This is a genomic window from Amycolatopsis sp. NBC_01480 (assembly GCF_036227205.1).
GTDB lineage: Bacteria > Actinomycetota > Actinomycetes > Mycobacteriales > Pseudonocardiaceae > Amycolatopsis.
Map to the genome: position 1 here is coordinate 3689755 of NZ_CP109442.1, position 15248 is coordinate 3705002.

Annotated in this window: 14 protein-coding genes; 11 read left to right on the forward strand and 3 right to left on the reverse strand. The window is 70.7% G+C overall.

Going from position 1 to position 15248, the window contains the following annotated elements:
• Positions 1-47: 47 nt before the first annotated feature.
• Complete coding sequence (locus OG371_RS17630; RefSeq protein ID WP_329073134.1) at positions 48-584, forward strand: GTP-binding protein; 537 nt, start codon at positions 48-50, stop codon at positions 582-584.
• 38 nt (positions 585-622) lie between these two features.
• Entirely contained in the window at positions 623-1888 is a 1266-nt protein-coding gene (locus OG371_RS17635) for a cytochrome P450 (RefSeq protein WP_329073136.1), read from the forward strand.
• On the opposite strand, the gene OG371_RS17640 is transcribed toward OG371_RS17635, so the two are convergent.
• Positions 1875-3089: a cytochrome P450 gene (locus tag OG371_RS17640; RefSeq protein WP_329070568.1), complete on the reverse strand. Its 1215-nt coding sequence runs from the start codon at positions 3087-3089 to the stop codon at positions 1875-1877. The genes OG371_RS17635 and OG371_RS17640 overlap by 14 nt on opposite strands.
• Before the next feature lie 284 nt (positions 3090-3373).
• On the opposite strand from OG371_RS17640, the gene OG371_RS17645 reads away from it, so the two are divergent.
• Complete coding sequence (locus OG371_RS17645) at positions 3374-4396, forward strand: hypothetical protein (RefSeq protein WP_329070571.1); 1023 nt, start codon at positions 3374-3376, stop codon at positions 4394-4396.
• Here the strand turns inward: OG371_RS17645 and OG371_RS17650 are convergent.
• Together OG371_RS17650 and OG371_RS17655 are read right to left on the reverse strand one after the other, a co-directional pair.
• Positions 4377-4799 (reverse strand): acyl-CoA thioesterase, encoded by a 423-nt coding sequence (locus tag OG371_RS17650; RefSeq protein WP_329070573.1) that lies wholly within the window; start codon positions 4797-4799, stop codon positions 4377-4379. The genes OG371_RS17645 and OG371_RS17650 overlap by 20 nt on opposite strands.
• Positions 4796-6076: a hydroxyacid-oxoacid transhydrogenase gene (locus OG371_RS17655; protein WP_329070575.1), complete on the reverse strand. Its 1281-nt coding sequence runs from the start codon at positions 6074-6076 to the stop codon at positions 4796-4798. Before OG371_RS17655 ends, OG371_RS17650 begins: the two co-directional genes overlap by 4 nt.
• A 117-nt stretch (positions 6077-6193) precedes the next feature.
• On the opposite strand from OG371_RS17655, the gene OG371_RS17660 reads away from it, so the two are divergent.
• The 8 genes from OG371_RS17660 to OG371_RS17695 all read left to right on the forward strand — a co-directional run bounded on the left by OG371_RS17660 (position 6194) and on the right by OG371_RS17695 (position 14961).
• Positions 6194-7858 carry a thiamine pyrophosphate-dependent enzyme gene (locus OG371_RS17660; RefSeq protein WP_329073138.1) on the forward strand — a complete coding sequence of 555 codons (1665 nt, stop codon included), beginning with the start codon at positions 6194-6196 and terminating at the stop codon, positions 7856-7858.
• Positions 7859-8026: 168 nt separating this feature from the next.
• Positions 8027-8269 (forward strand): hypothetical protein, encoded by a 243-nt coding sequence (locus OG371_RS17665; protein ID WP_329070577.1) that lies wholly within the window; start codon positions 8027-8029, stop codon positions 8267-8269.
• A 1084-nt stretch (positions 8270-9353) separates the two neighbouring features.
• Positions 9354-9557 carry a cold-shock protein gene (locus OG371_RS17670; RefSeq protein WP_091618246.1) on the forward strand — a complete coding sequence of 68 codons (204 nt, stop codon included), beginning with the start codon at positions 9354-9356 and terminating at the stop codon, positions 9555-9557.
• 173 nt (positions 9558-9730) lie between these two features.
• A complete protein-coding gene (locus OG371_RS17675; RefSeq protein WP_329070580.1) occupies positions 9731-9955 on the forward strand; it encodes a heavy-metal-associated domain-containing protein in 225 nt (74 codons plus the stop codon).
• A 156-nt stretch (positions 9956-10111) separates the two neighbouring features.
• Positions 10112-11152, forward strand: a complete 1041-nt coding sequence (locus OG371_RS17680) for an ATP-NAD kinase family protein (RefSeq protein ID WP_329070582.1) — start codon at positions 10112-10114, stop codon at positions 11150-11152.
• A gap of 105 nt (positions 11153-11257) precedes the next feature.
• Positions 11258-12481: a GAF domain-containing protein gene (locus OG371_RS17685; RefSeq protein WP_329070584.1), complete on the forward strand. Its 1224-nt coding sequence runs from the start codon at positions 11258-11260 to the stop codon at positions 12479-12481.
• Positions 12482-12586: 105 nt separating this feature from the next.
• Complete coding sequence (locus tag OG371_RS17690) at positions 12587-13993, forward strand: hypothetical protein (RefSeq protein WP_329070586.1); 1407 nt, start codon at positions 12587-12589, stop codon at positions 13991-13993.
• Positions 13990-14961: a glutamate ABC transporter substrate-binding protein gene (locus tag OG371_RS17695; protein ID WP_329070587.1), complete on the forward strand. Its 972-nt coding sequence runs from the start codon at positions 13990-13992 to the stop codon at positions 14959-14961. The genes OG371_RS17690 and OG371_RS17695 overlap by 4 nt, the downstream gene beginning before the upstream one ends.
• Positions 14962-15248: the final 287 nt, after the last annotated feature.

A 15248-nucleotide genomic window follows, 5' to 3' on the forward strand; every position in this document is an offset into this window, starting at 1 on the left:
CGACCCGCGCTCCGCTGGCCGCCACGGCGGCGGACGGCCTCAAGATCGTGATCGTGGGCGGGTTCGGCGTCGGCAAGACGACCATGGTCCGCTCGGTCAGCGAGATCCGGCCGCTGAGCACCGAGGAGACGATGACGCAGGCGGGGGTCGGGATCGACCATCCCCACGACCGCCAGGCGAAGACCACCACCACCGTCGCGTTCGACTTCGGCCGGATCAGCCTCGACGAGCGGATGGTGCTGTACCTGTTCGGCGCGCCGGGGCAGGAGCGGTTCTGGTTCCTCTGGGACCGGCTGTTCTCCGGCACGCTCGGCGCCGTGGTGCTGGTGGACACCCGCCGGCTCGAGGACTCCTGGTACGCGATCGACCGCCTCGAGCACCACGGCACGCCGTTCATCGTGGCGCGCAACAACTTCGAGCGCCCGACCCACGATCTCGACGACGTGCGCGGCGCGCTGGACCTGTCCGCCGACGTGCCGCTGATCGACTGCGACGCCCGCCGCCGCGACTCCTCGAAGAACGTGCTGATCGCGCTCGTCGACCACCTCTACTCGCTGTCCACCGCCCGGGAGCACCAGCCGTGACCGATTTCCAGCACAGCACCGGTTTTCCGCAGAACCCGGTGGCCGACCTGGCCTCCGCCGCCGCCGACGAGTTCGTGAAGCTGTACGGGACGCAGTTCCAGGAAGACCCCGCGGCGCTGTACGCGCAGATCCGGCAACAGCACGGCGGCGTCGCCCCGGTGCTGCTCGACGGCGACGTGCCCGCGTGGCTGGTCATCGGCTACCGCGAGATCCACCAGGTGACCAGCGACAACCTGCTGTACCAACGCGATACCCGGCGCTGGAACCAGTGGGACAACGTGCCTTCGGACTGGCCGCTGCTGCCGTACGTCGCGTACAACCCGTCGGTCATGTTCACCGAGGCGCTGGAGCACCGGCGCCGCGCGGGCGCGATCGGCGACGCCCTGTCGGCGGTGGACCAGTTCGACCTGCGCTCGCACTGCGAGCGGATCGCGGACCAGCTGATCGACGCCTTCGCCGGCAGCGGCGAGGCGGACCTGATCGCGCAGTTCGCGATGCAGATCCCGCTGCTCGCGGTCGCCAAGATGTACGGCATGCCGGAGGCGGAAACCCCGGCGCTGGTACGGGATGTGGCGATCTCGCTCGACGTCGGCCCGGACGCGATCCCGGCGTACGGCCGCGTGCAGGAGGCGATGGGACGGCTGCTGGCCGGCAAGCACCAGCGGCCCGGCGCGGACGTGCCGTCGCACATGGTGCAGCACCCGGCGCAGCTCACCGACGCGGAGATCATCCAGGACCTGCTGGTGGTCACGGCCGCGGCGCAGCAGCCGACGGCGAACTGGATCGGCAACACGATCCGGTTGATGCTGACCGACGACCGGTTCGCGATGACGCTCACGGGCGGGCGCGGGAGCGTCGGCGAGGCGTTGAACGAGGTGCTCTGGCACGACACCCCGACGCAGAACTTCATCGGCCGCTTCGCGACGCGCGACACCCAGCTCGGCGGCCGCCGCGTCCGTGCGGGCGACCTGCTGGTGCTCGGCCTGGCCGCCGCGAACGCCGACCCGCACGTGCGCCCGGACCTGGCCGGCGGCGCGCTGGGCAACCACGCGCACATGTCGTTCGGGCACGGCGAGCACGGCTGCCCGCACCCGGCGCCGGAGGTCGCGGAGGTGATCGCCCGGACCACCGTCGAGGTGCTGCTGGACCGGCTGCCGGACCTCTCGCTGTCCGTGCCGGTGGAGAGCCTGGTGTGGCGGCCGTCGATGTGGATGCGCGGGCTGGAATCCCTGCCCGTGACGTTCACACCGACTTACGTGGCCAGCCCGGCGGACTCGTTTTCCGGCGCCTTCAGCTGGGCGTGAACCGGACCGGCAGCGAGGCCGGGCCACGGGTGAACACGCCCTTCTCAACCGGCGCCGCGCCCTCGTCCAGGCGCAGGTCCGGCATCGCGTCGAGCAGTTGCGCGACCCCGACCTCGATCTCCGACTTGGCCAGCAGCGCGCCGACGCAGAAATGCCGTCCCAGCGCGAAGGACAGGTGGCTCGCCGCCGCGGAGAACGCCGTCTCGGTCGGCAGGTCTTCGCGGAAAATGTCGAACGCGTCCGGGTTCGAGAACCGCCGCGGGTCGCGGTTGGCCGCGCCGATCAGGCAGGTCACGGTGCTGCCCGCGGGGATCGGCTGCCCGGCGATCTCGATGTCCTCGGCCGGCTGGCGCATGATCATGTGCACCGGCGGCGTGTGGCGCAGCGTTTCGGCGAACGCCTTGGGGATCAGCCCGTGGTCGTTGCGGACCGCGTCCAGCTGCTCGGGATGGGCGAGCAGATTCCGGAACAGGCTGGAGATGGCCTTGTCCGTCGTCTCGCCGCCGGCGGCGAGCAGCAGGCTGCAGAACGCCTTGATGTCCTCGTCGCTCATCGAGGTGCCGTCGACCTCGGCCGCGCAGAGGGTGGACAGCAGGTCGTCGCCGAGGTTTTCCCGCCGCTGCCGGATGATCGGGATCAGGTAGGCGGCCAGCTCCTCGCGCGTGCGCATCCCGGCCGCGGCGATTTCGGGGTCCTGGCTGAGGTTTCCGAGGAAGGCGATGATCGAGGTGTACCAGATCTGGAAACGCTCGTGGTCGCTTTGGTCCAGTCCCAGCATGTCCACGATCACGTTGATCGGGAAGTGCCGCGCGTAGTCCTCGACCAGGTCGGCGTGCCCGCGGTGGCGGAACCCGTCGATCAGCCGGGCCGAGTTGCGTTTGATCACCGGCAGGAACTTCTGCTCCAGCTCGCTGCCGCGGAACGCGGGCACGACCAGCGCCCGGCGGATCGAGTGCTCGCGCCCGCTCATCTGCAGGATCGTGCGCCCGTGCGCGGGCTCGAGCTGCCAGCCGTAGTTGTCGGTGGTGAAAACGGGTTCGCGGAACGCCCTGGCCACGTCGTCGTACCGGGAAACGATGTAGCTCTGCATGCCTTCGTGCCAGATCAGCGGCTCGTCCTCGAGCATGATGTCGTACGCGGCATACGGGTCGGCGGCGAATTCCGGGGAAAGCAGGTCCGGCGCGTGACGTGCCGTGGTCATGAAGCTCCCTCGCTCGGGCGGTGGAGCAGCCAGGTTATCGATCGGGGTTGCCGCCGGGGGAGAAGTTCAGGCCATCGGACGAGCGCACTGGGCCAGGTGGATTACGGATTCCGTGGCCGTTGTCTGCTGTCGGTGGTCGTGGCGGCTCTGAGGCTCACTCACGCGGGCCAGGTCACGTACCGGCGTCGAGCGAGTGACAGTCCGACGCCAAGACGGCCGGAGGCATAACAGCGGGCCCGGCCCCGGCGATTTGTCGACATCGGCGAACGAGAGCGAGGACGCTGATGTCGATCTACCGGCGGACCAGCGTGCGGCTGGGGCCGTTGCAAGTACGAGTCTCCGCTTCGGGAATCGGTGCCACCGCAAGGATTCCGGGCCTTCGGGTGGGCGCGGGGCCGCGCGGCGGTTTCATGCGGGTGGACACCGCGGGCGTGCGTTATCGGGCCACCACCACCGGGCACCAGTCACCGGTGCTGGTGGGGCCGCGGGTCGAAGTGCCGGTGGTGACGACGGACCTGACCGGGGCGCGCGCGGAGGCGTTGTCCGACGCCGATCCGGCCACGCTCGTCGGCCAGCTCAACACGGCTTCGCACGCCCATCGCCTGTGGCCCTGGGCCTTGCTGGGCTCGCTGCTGCTCATGGCCGCGACGCCGTGGCTGCTGATTCCCGGCGCGCTGCTGACGGTCTGGCTCTTCTGGCGGGACCAGGTGCGTCGCGCCGTGGTGGTGTTCTACGAGGTCGACGGCCCGGCTCAGGACCGGTTTCAGTTGCTGCTCAAGGAATTCGGCCCGGTGTGCCAGGCGTCGGGGGCCTGGCACGTGCTCGCGCGGGGCGCGCTGCACTCCACCCACCAGCGCAAGGTCAACGCCGGGGCGGGGCACCTGATCCACCGCCGTCCGCTGCGGCGCGACCTGCGGGGACCGGTGCACCTGCGGACCAACGTCGCCGTCCCGTCACTGCAATCGGCCGAGCGCTCGGTGTACTTCCTGCCGGACCGCGTCCTCCTGCGGGACGGCAGCACCTACGCCGAGATGCCGTACAGCGGCATCACCGCGACGTGGTCCGAGCAGTGGTTCATCGAGGACGGCGCGATTCCGCCCGACGCGCAGCGGGTCGGCACCACCTGGAAGTTCGCGAACCTGAGCGGCGGGCCCGACCGGCGGTTCAAGAACAACCGCCGGCTGCCGATCCTGCGTTACGCCGACGTCCGGCTGACCGGCGCCGGCGGGTTCACCGTGCTGTGGTCGTTCTCCACCCTCGCCTCAGCCCAGGCGCTGGCCGACGCGGTCAGCCGCCTGAAGTGGTGAGTTCCGCCAGCGAATCCCGCAGCTTCCCGGCCACCTCGACCGGGCGCCGGGTCTCCCGGTCGACGAACACGTGCACGAAGTGGCCCTCCGCGACCAGCAGGTCTTCGGCCGAGTCCGCGTACATGCCGATCTCGTAGCGCACGCTGGAGCGGCCGAGGTGGGCGACGCGCAGCCCGATCCGCAGCGACTCCGGGAAGGAAACCGAAGCGTGGTACGCGCAATGCGATTCCACGCAGAGCCCGATCACCTCGCCGCCGGTGATGTCCAGGCCGCCGCGGCTGATCAGCCAGGTGTTGATCACCGTGTCCATCAGGGAGTAGTGGACGACGTTGTTCACGTGCCCGTAGACGTCGTTGTCCTTCCAGCGCAACGGAACCGTCTGCCAGTGCGGGTAGCCGCTCACCACAGCTCCACCGAGGCGCGCAGGATCGCGGCGAGGTCTTCTTCGGTGGCTTCGCGCGGGGCGGTCGCCAGCAGTCGTTGCTGCTTCAGGGTTCCCGGCACCAGGGAGTCCACATCGGACTCAGAATAGCCGACGGCGCCGAGGCCCGGCGGGATGCCGATCTCGCGCATCAGATTGATCAGCACCGCGGGCAGGTGGCCGGCGTCGTCGCCGTTCCACTGGAAGTCCGGGGCGAGCAGGCGGGCGACGCGCAGGTGCCGTTCGGGCGCCGCTTCGAAGGTGAAGCGGAACGCTGCCGGCGCCGTCAGCGAAACCGCCATGCCGTGCGGGACCATGGCTTCGTCACCGGGGTAACCCTCGGGGTGGAAGTCACGGACCTGGCCCGCGATGGGGTACGCGTTGGCGTGCGGGATGTGCACGCCGGCGTTGCCGAAGCCGAGGCCCGCGAACGTCGCGGCCAGCGCCATCGCCTCGCGCGCCTTGAGGTCCGACCCGTCGCGGACGGCCGCGGGCAGCGCCCAGGAAAGCAGTTCCAGCGACTTCTCCGCGAACATGTCCGCCAGCGGGTTCGCGCCGCAGTACGGCACCCGCTCCTCGGGGCGCTTGCGCGCGAAGTCCGTGTACGCCTTGGCGGTGTAGCTCTCCGCCGCGTGGCACAGGATGTCCATGCCGCTCGCGGCCGTCACGCCGGCGGGCTGCGAAACCGTCAGCAGCGGGTCGACGACCGCCAGCGTCGGGCGGAGCCGCAGGTGGCTGATGCCGCTCTTCACCCGCATCGACAGCACGTCCAGCACGCACACGGTGGTGCTCTCGGAGCCGGTGCCGGTGGTGGTCGGCACCGCGACCAGCGGCTTCAGCGGACGGGCGGGCGCGCGGCCGCCGCCGACCGGCGCGTTCACGTAGTCCATCAGCTCGCCGTCGTTGCTGGTCAACAGGTTCGCGGCCTTCGCCGTGTCGATGCTGGAGCCACCGCCGACCGCGACGAACGCGTCGTACGGCCCGGAGCCGCGCGCGAAGTCGACCGCCTTCTGCATGCTGACGTCCGTGGGCTCGACGTGGACGCCGTCGAAGACCTCGGCCTCGATGCCGTAGCCGGCGATCCCCGTCGCGATCCGCTCCGGCCAGCCGGTGGCCGCGACCACCGGGTCGGTCACGATGAGCACGCGACGGGCGCCGTACTGCGTGAGGTCGTAACCGATCTCTTCGCTGGCGCCAGTGCCGTACTTGAGCGCAGGGGCGCCATACGTGAAAACAGTTTCGTGTTCCGGTGACGTCAAGACAGCGGTCCTCGCTTCCGTGCACGGGGCGGCCAAAGCGGACATTCGGCCGATTCTCGTGGTCATTACCGGAAGATCACTTGACTCCGGTCAACAGTGCCGCCCTAAGCTCTCCTCATTAGATACCAAGTAGGGGCGACCGTCGCCCAGACGGCCGTGCGCATCCTGATCGAGGCACACGTGCGTCGGGTGTACGCAGTGGCCGGCGAGTCGTTCCTGCCGTTGCTCGACGCGCTGCAACGCGAGCGCGAAATCACGCTGGTCGCGGCGCGGCACGACTCTGGTGCCGCGTTCATGGCCGAAGCCGAGGGCAAGCTCACCGAGCGCCCCGCCGTGCTGCTCGCGAGCCGCGGCCCGGGTGCGGCGAACCTGGTCATCGGCGTCCAGACGGCCTACCAGGACGAGACCCCGATGGTCGTGCTGCTGGAGACGCCGGCGCTGGACCGCGTGACCGCCGGCGAGCTGCCGACTTCCGATCTCACGGCGATGTTCGAGTCCATCTCGAAGTGGTGCGTGCGCGCCGAGGACCCGGACGGCGTGCCCGGGCTGGTGGCCGAGGGCCTGACCCGCTCCCGCGAGGGACGGCCGGGCCCAGTCGTGATCGGGGTGCCCAGCGACGCGTGGGGAGTGCCGTACGACTCGGCCAAACCGGTCGCGACCGTGCGCCCGCCCGCCACCGGGACGCTGGGCCGTTCGGCCGAAGCCGTGGCCGGGCTGGTCGACGAGGCGCGCTATCCGGTGGTGATCGTCGGCGGCCGGGCGCGTTCGGCGCGGGACGAGCTGATCGCCGTCGCGGACGAGCTCTCCCTGCCGGTTTACAACGCTTTCCGCAGGCAGGACGCCTTCCCGGAGACGCATGAGCGGTACGCCGGGCACCTCGGGCTCGGCATCCCGGCGCGGCAGCTGGACGCCCTGGAACGCGCGGACGTCGTGCTCGCGCTGGGCACCCAGCTCGACGAGGTGACCACCCAGGGCTACCGCTACCCGACGTCGCAGCAGACACTGGTCCTGGTCGGCACCGGCATCGACGCGCAGCGCCGCCGCGGCCTGACCTTCCGCGTCGACGCCGAGGTGGAGCCGTTCCTGCGGGAGCTGCGCGCGGTCGCCACCCCGCGCACGCGCCGGGCCTCGGCGGCCAACGCGGCCGTGCACACGTTCATGACGCCCCCCGACACCAGCGGAAACAGCCGCGTCCATCCCGTGGACGTGGTCCGCGCGCTGCGTAAGCTGGCTCCTGAAGACACCATCGTGACCAGCGACGCGGGCAACTTCGCGCAGTTCATGCACCGTTACTGGTGCTTCACGGCGCCGCGCAGCCAGCTCGGCCCCAGCAACGCGGCGATGGGCTACGCCGTGCCCGCGGCGGTGGCGGCCAAGCTGGCGGAACCGCGCCGGTCCGTCGTCGCCATGGTCGGCGACGCCGGCACCCTGATGACCGGGCAGGAGATCGAGACCGCCGTCCGCTACCGCGCGCCGGTGATGGTGGTGGTGTTCCAGAACGGGCTCCACGGCGCGCTCGCGATGCACCAGGCCCGCACCCACGGGCGGCTTTCGGGCGTGACGATCCCGTTGACGGACTTCGCCTCCTGGGCGCGCGGCCTCGGCGCGGCCGGGTACACGGTGGACGATCGGGAGGAGCTGGAGCCCATCATCGCCAGCGCACTGGTCCGGCAACGGCCGTGTGTGATCGACGTGCGAACGGATCCCGACGTGGTGACGCCGGACGTCCGGCTCAGCGGCCTGCTCGGCGCCGTCCGCCCACCGGATGGCCGAGGGCAGTGATTCTTCTTTCGTGGCACCTGAAGAAACGCCGGAGGAGTTCAGTAGCCGTCGCCGGGCGGCTCAGGTAACCTGGCGGTGTTCCGGGAGTTCGCGGGAACTCGACTGGAGCATCACTTTTTGGCCGTTGCAAGCGCTGGCCGATCCAGGCGGAAACGCCGGTTTCTGTCGGTGCCCGATGGCATCATCGCGGTCATCGGCCCGCCCGAAGCGCGGGCCGGGAACGAGGGGAGTTTCGATATGGCCGACAAGAACCACGCACGCGAGGCGAGTCAGGTCTCCGGTGTCGTGCCGGTGCTGTTCAGCGCCAGCGCGGAGGCCCACGACGTCGCCGTCGTGTCCGCCGACGAGAGCCCGAGCTGGCGCTCCCCGTTCGGCGCCGACGGCGAGCTGCGGCCGGCCAGCGGGGAGTAGTCGACACGGGCCTGACCTGGGGCTTCGCGCCTTGGGGGTCCGGCCTGGGGTTTGTGATCCGGGGTTTGCCGGCGATCCGCCTGAGTTTGGGCTGTGGTTGGCAGGCGGACTTGGGATTGGCGCGGACGAGTATTCCGGTTCCGGGGCTTGTGGTTAACAGCCTGTTTCCGGAGTTCGTGGTCTGGTCCAGTCTGGGATCAGTGGCGGGTGGAAGTGACTCGTTTCGCCGGGTAGGTGCGCGTGCATAAGTGCGCGCTGCGGCTGGTGTGGCGAAAGATCCTTCCGGCGCGGCCATCGCACGTGGCGGCATGGCGCAAGCCTCTGATCTACGTGACCTGATCTACGTGACCGACGATCGCGCCGTGATTGGCGATCGATTGCGGCCACTGATCGATTGCAAGCGGCAATTCGCAGTGAGCGGCGACCACTCCGCGGCGAGGACTCGCGTCCGCATGGCCCGAGATCGCGCTGCTGGCCTGGACTTGCGTCCGCGTTGCCGGTGATCGTGCTGCCCGGCTGGGACTTGCGGCCGGCGAGCCGTGCTGGAAGACCCGTGCGGTGTGGCGAATGTGTTGGCCTGCGCCAGAAAAGTGCAACCGAGTCGCTCGGGCGCGTCGGAAAGCGGTCCAGGGCAGGTCGAGCGCGTCGGACCGGGGCAGCCATACCCAGCCAGCCCGAGTCGGAGGATCCCGCCCGGGCGTGTCGTGGTGCGGTGAAAGGCATCGGCTGGGCGGGAGCGCCGAGCAGCAGTGGCGGGCAGGAGCGGCGAGTAGGGGTGCCGAGCGGGAGTGCCGAGTAGGGGCCGCCGCCGCGAAAACCCTGTCCCAGCGGCATCTTCGCAGCTCGGCCGTCCAGAGTGGCCGGTGTGGCGCATGGCACCACTCCTGGTTCCGGAGAGCCGGGTTGTCCGCCCCGCGGCGGCTGTGCTTTACTTCAATCGGTCTCGATTTTGTGTTCGTGATGAGTCACGCTCGCAGAACTCAGCGGGCGTAGTGTCTCCTCGCCGAGGAAGCAAACCGTTCCGGCTGTGACCCGGGATGCTGATGTGGCTTCCTGTTTTTGGTGTTATGTATGGAGATTTTTGATGACTCAGGGCACTGTGAAGTGGTTCAACTCCGAGAAGGGGTTCGGCTTCATCACCCCCGACAACGGTGGCGGCGACGTCTTCGTGCACTACAGCGAGATCCAGGGCAACGGCTTCCGTTCCCTCGATGAGAACGCGCGCGTCGAGTTCGAGATCGGCCAGGGCGCGAAGGGTCCGCAGGCCACGTCGGTCAGCGTTATCTGACCCACGTACTTCGAGAAGGGGCCGTCACCCGTCATGGGTGGCGGCCCCTTTCGCGTCCCGCCCCACCCGCGTCTCACGATGCGGATCCCCTTGCGGCACAACGGTCTTCGTGCCTCGCGGCTGAGGGCCTATCGCCCGATCGTGGGACCCGGGGGTTTCGTAGGCTGCGCCCCATGATCGAGCACGGATACACCGTTTCCGGAATGTCTTGTGGCCACTGTGCACAGTCGGTCACCGAAGAGCTGAGCGCGGTGCCTGGCGTCACGGAGGTCTCCGTCGACGTCGAGACGGGGCGCGTCACCGTGAAGAGCACCGAGGCCCTCGCCGAGGACGCCGTGCGCGCGGCCGTCGAGGAGGCCGGTTACACCTACGAAGGCACCGCTGCCCTCGTTTCCTGAAACCCGCCGCGCCAAGCCCTCCGTGCGACCTCGCGTCCGCGCCCGATGCTGGGCCGTCTGGGTGAGAGCCCGGCGTGCAACCCGTTGCAACCCTTCCCTCACGGTGCAGCACAGGGTCTGCTGAACCGGCACAGGCCGGACGAGGAGGAGCAACTGGTGGGCGAAGCCGTGGCGGGCATTGTCGCGAACCCGGCGTCGGGGCGGGACATTCGGCGGCTGGTGGCGCACGCTTCGGTGTTCCCGACGGCGGAGAAGGCCAACATGGTCCAGCGGCTGCTGGCCGCGTTCGCCGTGACCGGGGTCGGGCGCGCGCTGGTGTCCACGGACCTCGGCGGCATCTCCGCCGCCGTGCTGCTCGCGCTCGGGCGCGGCGGGCAGTGGCCGGACGTCGAGTTCTGCACCAGCGACCCGCTCACCGGCACCGCCCAGGACACCGCGAACGCCGTGCGCCGCATGGTCGACGCGGGGGCGAGCGTGATCGTCTGCCTCGGCGGCGACGGGACCGCCCGCGTCGCCGCGCAGGCCTGCGGAGACGTGCCGCTGCTGGCGCTTTCCACCGGCACCAACAACGCGTTCCCGCAGACGCGCGAGGCCACCGTCGCCGGGCTCGCGGCCGGGCTGCTGGCGACCGGGCAGGTGGACGCCGACCTCGTCACGACCCGGGTCAGCAAGCTCGAGGTGGTCACGAAGGCGCGGCGCGAGATCGCGCTCGTCGACGTCGCCGTGACGATGAGCCAGCACGTCGGCGCGCGGGCGCTCTGGGACCCGGCCGCGCTGACCGAGCTGTACTGCGTTTTCGCCGAGCCGGACGGCATCGGCCTTTCCAGCATCGCGGGCCAGCTCTGCCCGAGCCCCCGCTCCAGCCCCGACGGCGTGGCCCTCAAGCTCGGCCCGGTCGGCGTCACCCCGCACGTCGTGCACGCGCCGATCGCGCCCGGCCTGGTCAAGCCGGTCGGCGTCCGCGGCTGGGGCGTGCTGCAGCCGGGCGTGCGGGTGGACCTCGCGGCGGCCGGCGGGGTGATCGCCGTGGACGGCGAACGCGAGATGGAGCTCAAACACGGGGAGAGCGCGTACGTCGAGCTGCGGTCCGACGGGCCGTGGTGCGTCGACGTGCGCTCGGTGATGGCCGAAGCGGCGCGCCGGGGCTTGCTGCGCACCACTTCCGAGCGCGAGCCCGGCCCGGAGCGCCGAGGCTGAAGCCCGCCAAAGCAGTCACCGAAGTCACGGATGCTTCCGATCACGCGGCGCACACAGGCACACTGACCGCGGGGCGGGGAGCGGCCGGTGGACTAGGAGCGGTGGTTGGACCAGGTGCACCTCGAGGCAGCGCTGCCGATCGGGGCGGACCCCCGTCAGCATGCGCGGACCCTCGCCCAGCTGCACGAAGCCGCGGTGACCGGCGAGGCGCTGCCCACCCGTCCGCGGTCCGTGATCGGCGCTTCCTGGCAACGGGTGCGGCGGCACGGCGTCGACCCGGACCGGGGAAGGCCGATCGCCGTGCTCGGCCCCGAGCGGCTTGAGGAACGGCGGCGCGAGAGCGGGCTGGCGCCGTTGCTGCCGTTGCTGCGCGGCGGCCTGATCAGCCTCGCCGAGCAGGCCGCGCACATCATGGTCGTGGTCGACGCCGGCGGGCACATGCTCTGGCGTGACGGCAGCGTCGCGGTCCGGCGGCGCGCCGACGGCATCGGGTTCGTGGAGGGCGTCGACCTGCAGGAGCAGTCCGTGGGCACCAACGCGCCCGGCACGGCGCTGATCGCGCGGCGGCCGATCCAGGTCTACTCCGCCGAGCACTACGTCCGCGCCCAGCACGACTGGACCTGTGCCGCCGCGCCGTTGCGGGACCCTCGCGACGGCCGCCTGCTCGGCGCCGTCGACCTTTCCGGCCCCGCGTCCACGGTGCACCCGAACACCCTCTCGCTCGTCGACGCCGTCACCCGGCTGGCGGAATCGCAGCTGCGGACCGAGCACCTCGGTGAGCTGCAACGGTTGCGCGGCTTCGCCGTGCCGGCGCTGGCAAAAGTCCCCGGCCGTGCGCTCGTGACCGACGCGCACGGCTGGATCGCCGCCGCGTCGGGCCTCGCGCCGGCGGACCGCGTCGCGCTGCCCTCGTCCACCGCGCCGGGCCGGACCTGGTTGCCCGCCTACGGTTCTTGCCTGCTGGAGCCGTTGCCCGGCGGCTGGCTGATCCGGTTGACGGACGACGAAGAGCCGCTGCCCGCGCGAGTCGAGCTGGACGTGCGCGTTGCCGGTGAACCGGTGCTGACGGTGTCCGGCGCGTCCGGCCAGTGGACGTGCCGAGTGTCGCCGCGGCACGCGGAACTGTTGTACGTCTTGGCTTCCCACCGAAACGGCCGCAGCGCTTCGCAGCTTTCGCTGGCCCTGTTCGGCGACCCGGGCCGTGCGGGCACTGTTCGTGCGGAGATTTCGCGGCTGCGCCGGATCGTCGGCGGAATCGTGGCCGGCCGCCCGTATCGCTTCGCGGACAACCTGGAAGTCCTGGTACTGCGCCCGTCGGCGGTGGGCTGATCCGCCGCCGGCGGAGATCACGTGCTGATGACACCTGACGGGTGTGGTGGCTGCTGTCCGGGTGACCGGCTACCTTCACCGGGTGGCGTACGGGGAGGAACGGGGATGACCAGCACTGTGGCGCGGCCGGACACGGCAGCGGGTTCGCCAGGGCCGGGGGCGCCCCCGCCGGACGAGCCGGGGGGCCGCAGCGGGGTCGCCGGGCTGCTGGAGCTGCCGGGCCAGGCGGTGCGCGCGGTGGTCAAGTCCGCGGCGACCACCCCGGGCCGGCTCTCGGTGATCGCGGTCGGGCTGGTGCTGCTGTCGCTGGTGGCCGGGCTCGTGGCGACGTTGTCCGCGCAGAACAAGGACGACACCATCAGCGGCCTGATCGACCACCGCGAACCGCTGGCCGTGGCCGCGCAGCAGGTGTTCCGCTCGCTGTCGGACGCGGACGCGACGGCGGCCAGCGCCTTCCTCTCGGTCGGCACCGAACCGCCCGCGCTGCGCCAGAAGTACGAGCAGGACATCGCGGAAGCCGGCTCGGCGCTGGCGAAGTCGGCGTCGGACACCGCGGGGGTCGGCGACGCGGCCCAGCAGGTCGACATCCTGAACCAGAAGATCCCCGTCTACACCGGGATCGTGGAGACCGCACGGGCGAACAACCGGCAGGGCTTCCCTTCGGGCGCTTCGTACCTGCGCGAGGCTTCGCAGCTGATGCGCACGACGATCCTCCCGGCGGCGCAGGCGCTCTACACTGCGGACACCACGAAGCTCTCCGACGAGCAGGACGCCAGCACCAGCTTCCCGTGGGCGGCCGTGGCGCTCCTGCTGGCGCTCGTGGCGGCGTTGGTGCTCACGCAGATCTACCTCACGCGCCGGACCAACCGGGTGCTCAACATCGGCCTGCTGGTCGCGACCGGCGCCGTGGTCCTTTCGCTCCTCTGGGGTGGGGTCGCGCTGGTCATCCAGGGCACCCTCGTCGCGGCCGGGAAGACGGACGGCACCTCCCAGGTCGACGTGCTCGTGCGCGCGCGCATCGCCGCGCTGCAGGCCCGCGCCGACGAGACCCTCACGCTCGTCGCGCGCGGCGACGGCGCCACGTACGAGCAGCAGTTCATCAAGCTCGCCGTCCAGCTCGTCGGCCCGGACGGCACGAGCGGGCTGCTCGGCAAGGCGCGCGACCTCGCCATCGGCACGCCGGGGCAGCAGAAGATCGAGGCGGCCGAGCAGGCCGCGCGCGACTGGTCGCTGGCCCACATCCAGGTGCGCAAACTCGACGACAGCGGCCAATACCAGGAAGCCGTCGACTTCGCCACCAGCGTGAGCAAAGACAGCGCGGCCGCGGCTTTCCAGCGCCTCGACGCCAACCTGCAGGACGCCATCGACGTCTGCAGGCAGGAGTTCCTCGATGACACCCGCAGTGGCGAGAACGCGCTGACCGCGCTCGCCCCCGGGGTCGGCGTCCTCGCGGTGCTCGCCGCCGCCGGGGTGACCGTCGGCGTCAGAGAGAGATTGAGGGAGTACCGGTGAGCAGGTCGCGTCACTTCGTCCGGGCGGCCGTGCTGGCCGTGGTCGCGGTTCTGGCCACAGCCTGCGGGGCGGCGCAAACGCCGGTGGACCCGGCCCGGGTGACTGACGCGGCCTGGCCCCAGCCCGCGGACGTCGGCGGCCCCGACAAAACCGCCGGCGGCGACATCGACACCAGCTGCGACCCGCTCAAGAGCCTCGCACCGTCGGGCACGAACGTCGGCACGGGCACGACGATGGCGAAGATCCTGGCCCGCGGGAAGCTGATCGCCGGGGTGGACCAGACCACGTACCTGTTCGGCTTCCGGAACACCAAGACGGGCAACCTCGAGGGCTTCGACATCGACATGGTCAACCAGATCGCGGCCGCGATCTTCGGTGCGGCCGAGGGGCACGTGCAGTTCCGCGCGATCCCTTCGTCGCAGCGCGAGCAGGTGCTCAAGAGCCACCAGGTGGACGTCGTGGTCCGGACCTACAGCATCACCTGCGAGCGCAAGAAGGACGTGCAGTTCTCGTCGGTGTACTACGTGGCGGGGCAGAAGATCCTGGTGCCGAAGTCCTCGAAGGTCACCTCGCTGGCCGACCTCTCGGGCAAGCGGGTCTGCGCGGCCAAGCAGTCGACGTCACTGGCGAAGATCGCGACCGACCCGGCCAAGCCGGTGGCCGTTTCGGTGGACAACTGGTCGGACTGCCTGGTGATGCTCCAGCAGGGCCAGGTCGACGCGGTGTCCACGGACGACACCATCCTCGCCGGCATGGCCGCCCAGGACCCGACGGTGAAGGTCGTCGGCGACCCGATGACGCAGGAGAACTACGGCATCGGCATCCCCAAGGACCAGGACGACATGGTGCGCTTCGTCAACGGCGTGCTCGACCAGGTCCGCACCAGCGGGGCCTGGCAGACGAGCTACCAGAACTGGGTCGGCAACCGGCTCGGCCCGGCCCAGCCCCCGCAGCCGCAGTACCAGTAATGGCGGTGTGACGGCCCCGCACGGCGCACCAGACTAGGATCAATGGCGGACTTTGCCGCGGGGGATCTCGGGAGGTAGTTGTGTCGGAGGAGCCGCGCCGTCCTCGGCACGCAGCGCCGGACGAGAACGGAGGCGCCGAGCCGCCGTCCCCCTCGTCGCCGCAGCCGCCGTCGACGCCGCCGTCCTGGACGCCGCCGCCCCCGGTCCACTGGGCCACCCCCGAGGCGTCTTCGTCTGGGCGCCTGACACCGCCGGAACCGGACCCCTCCTTTCCCGACTCGCCGACG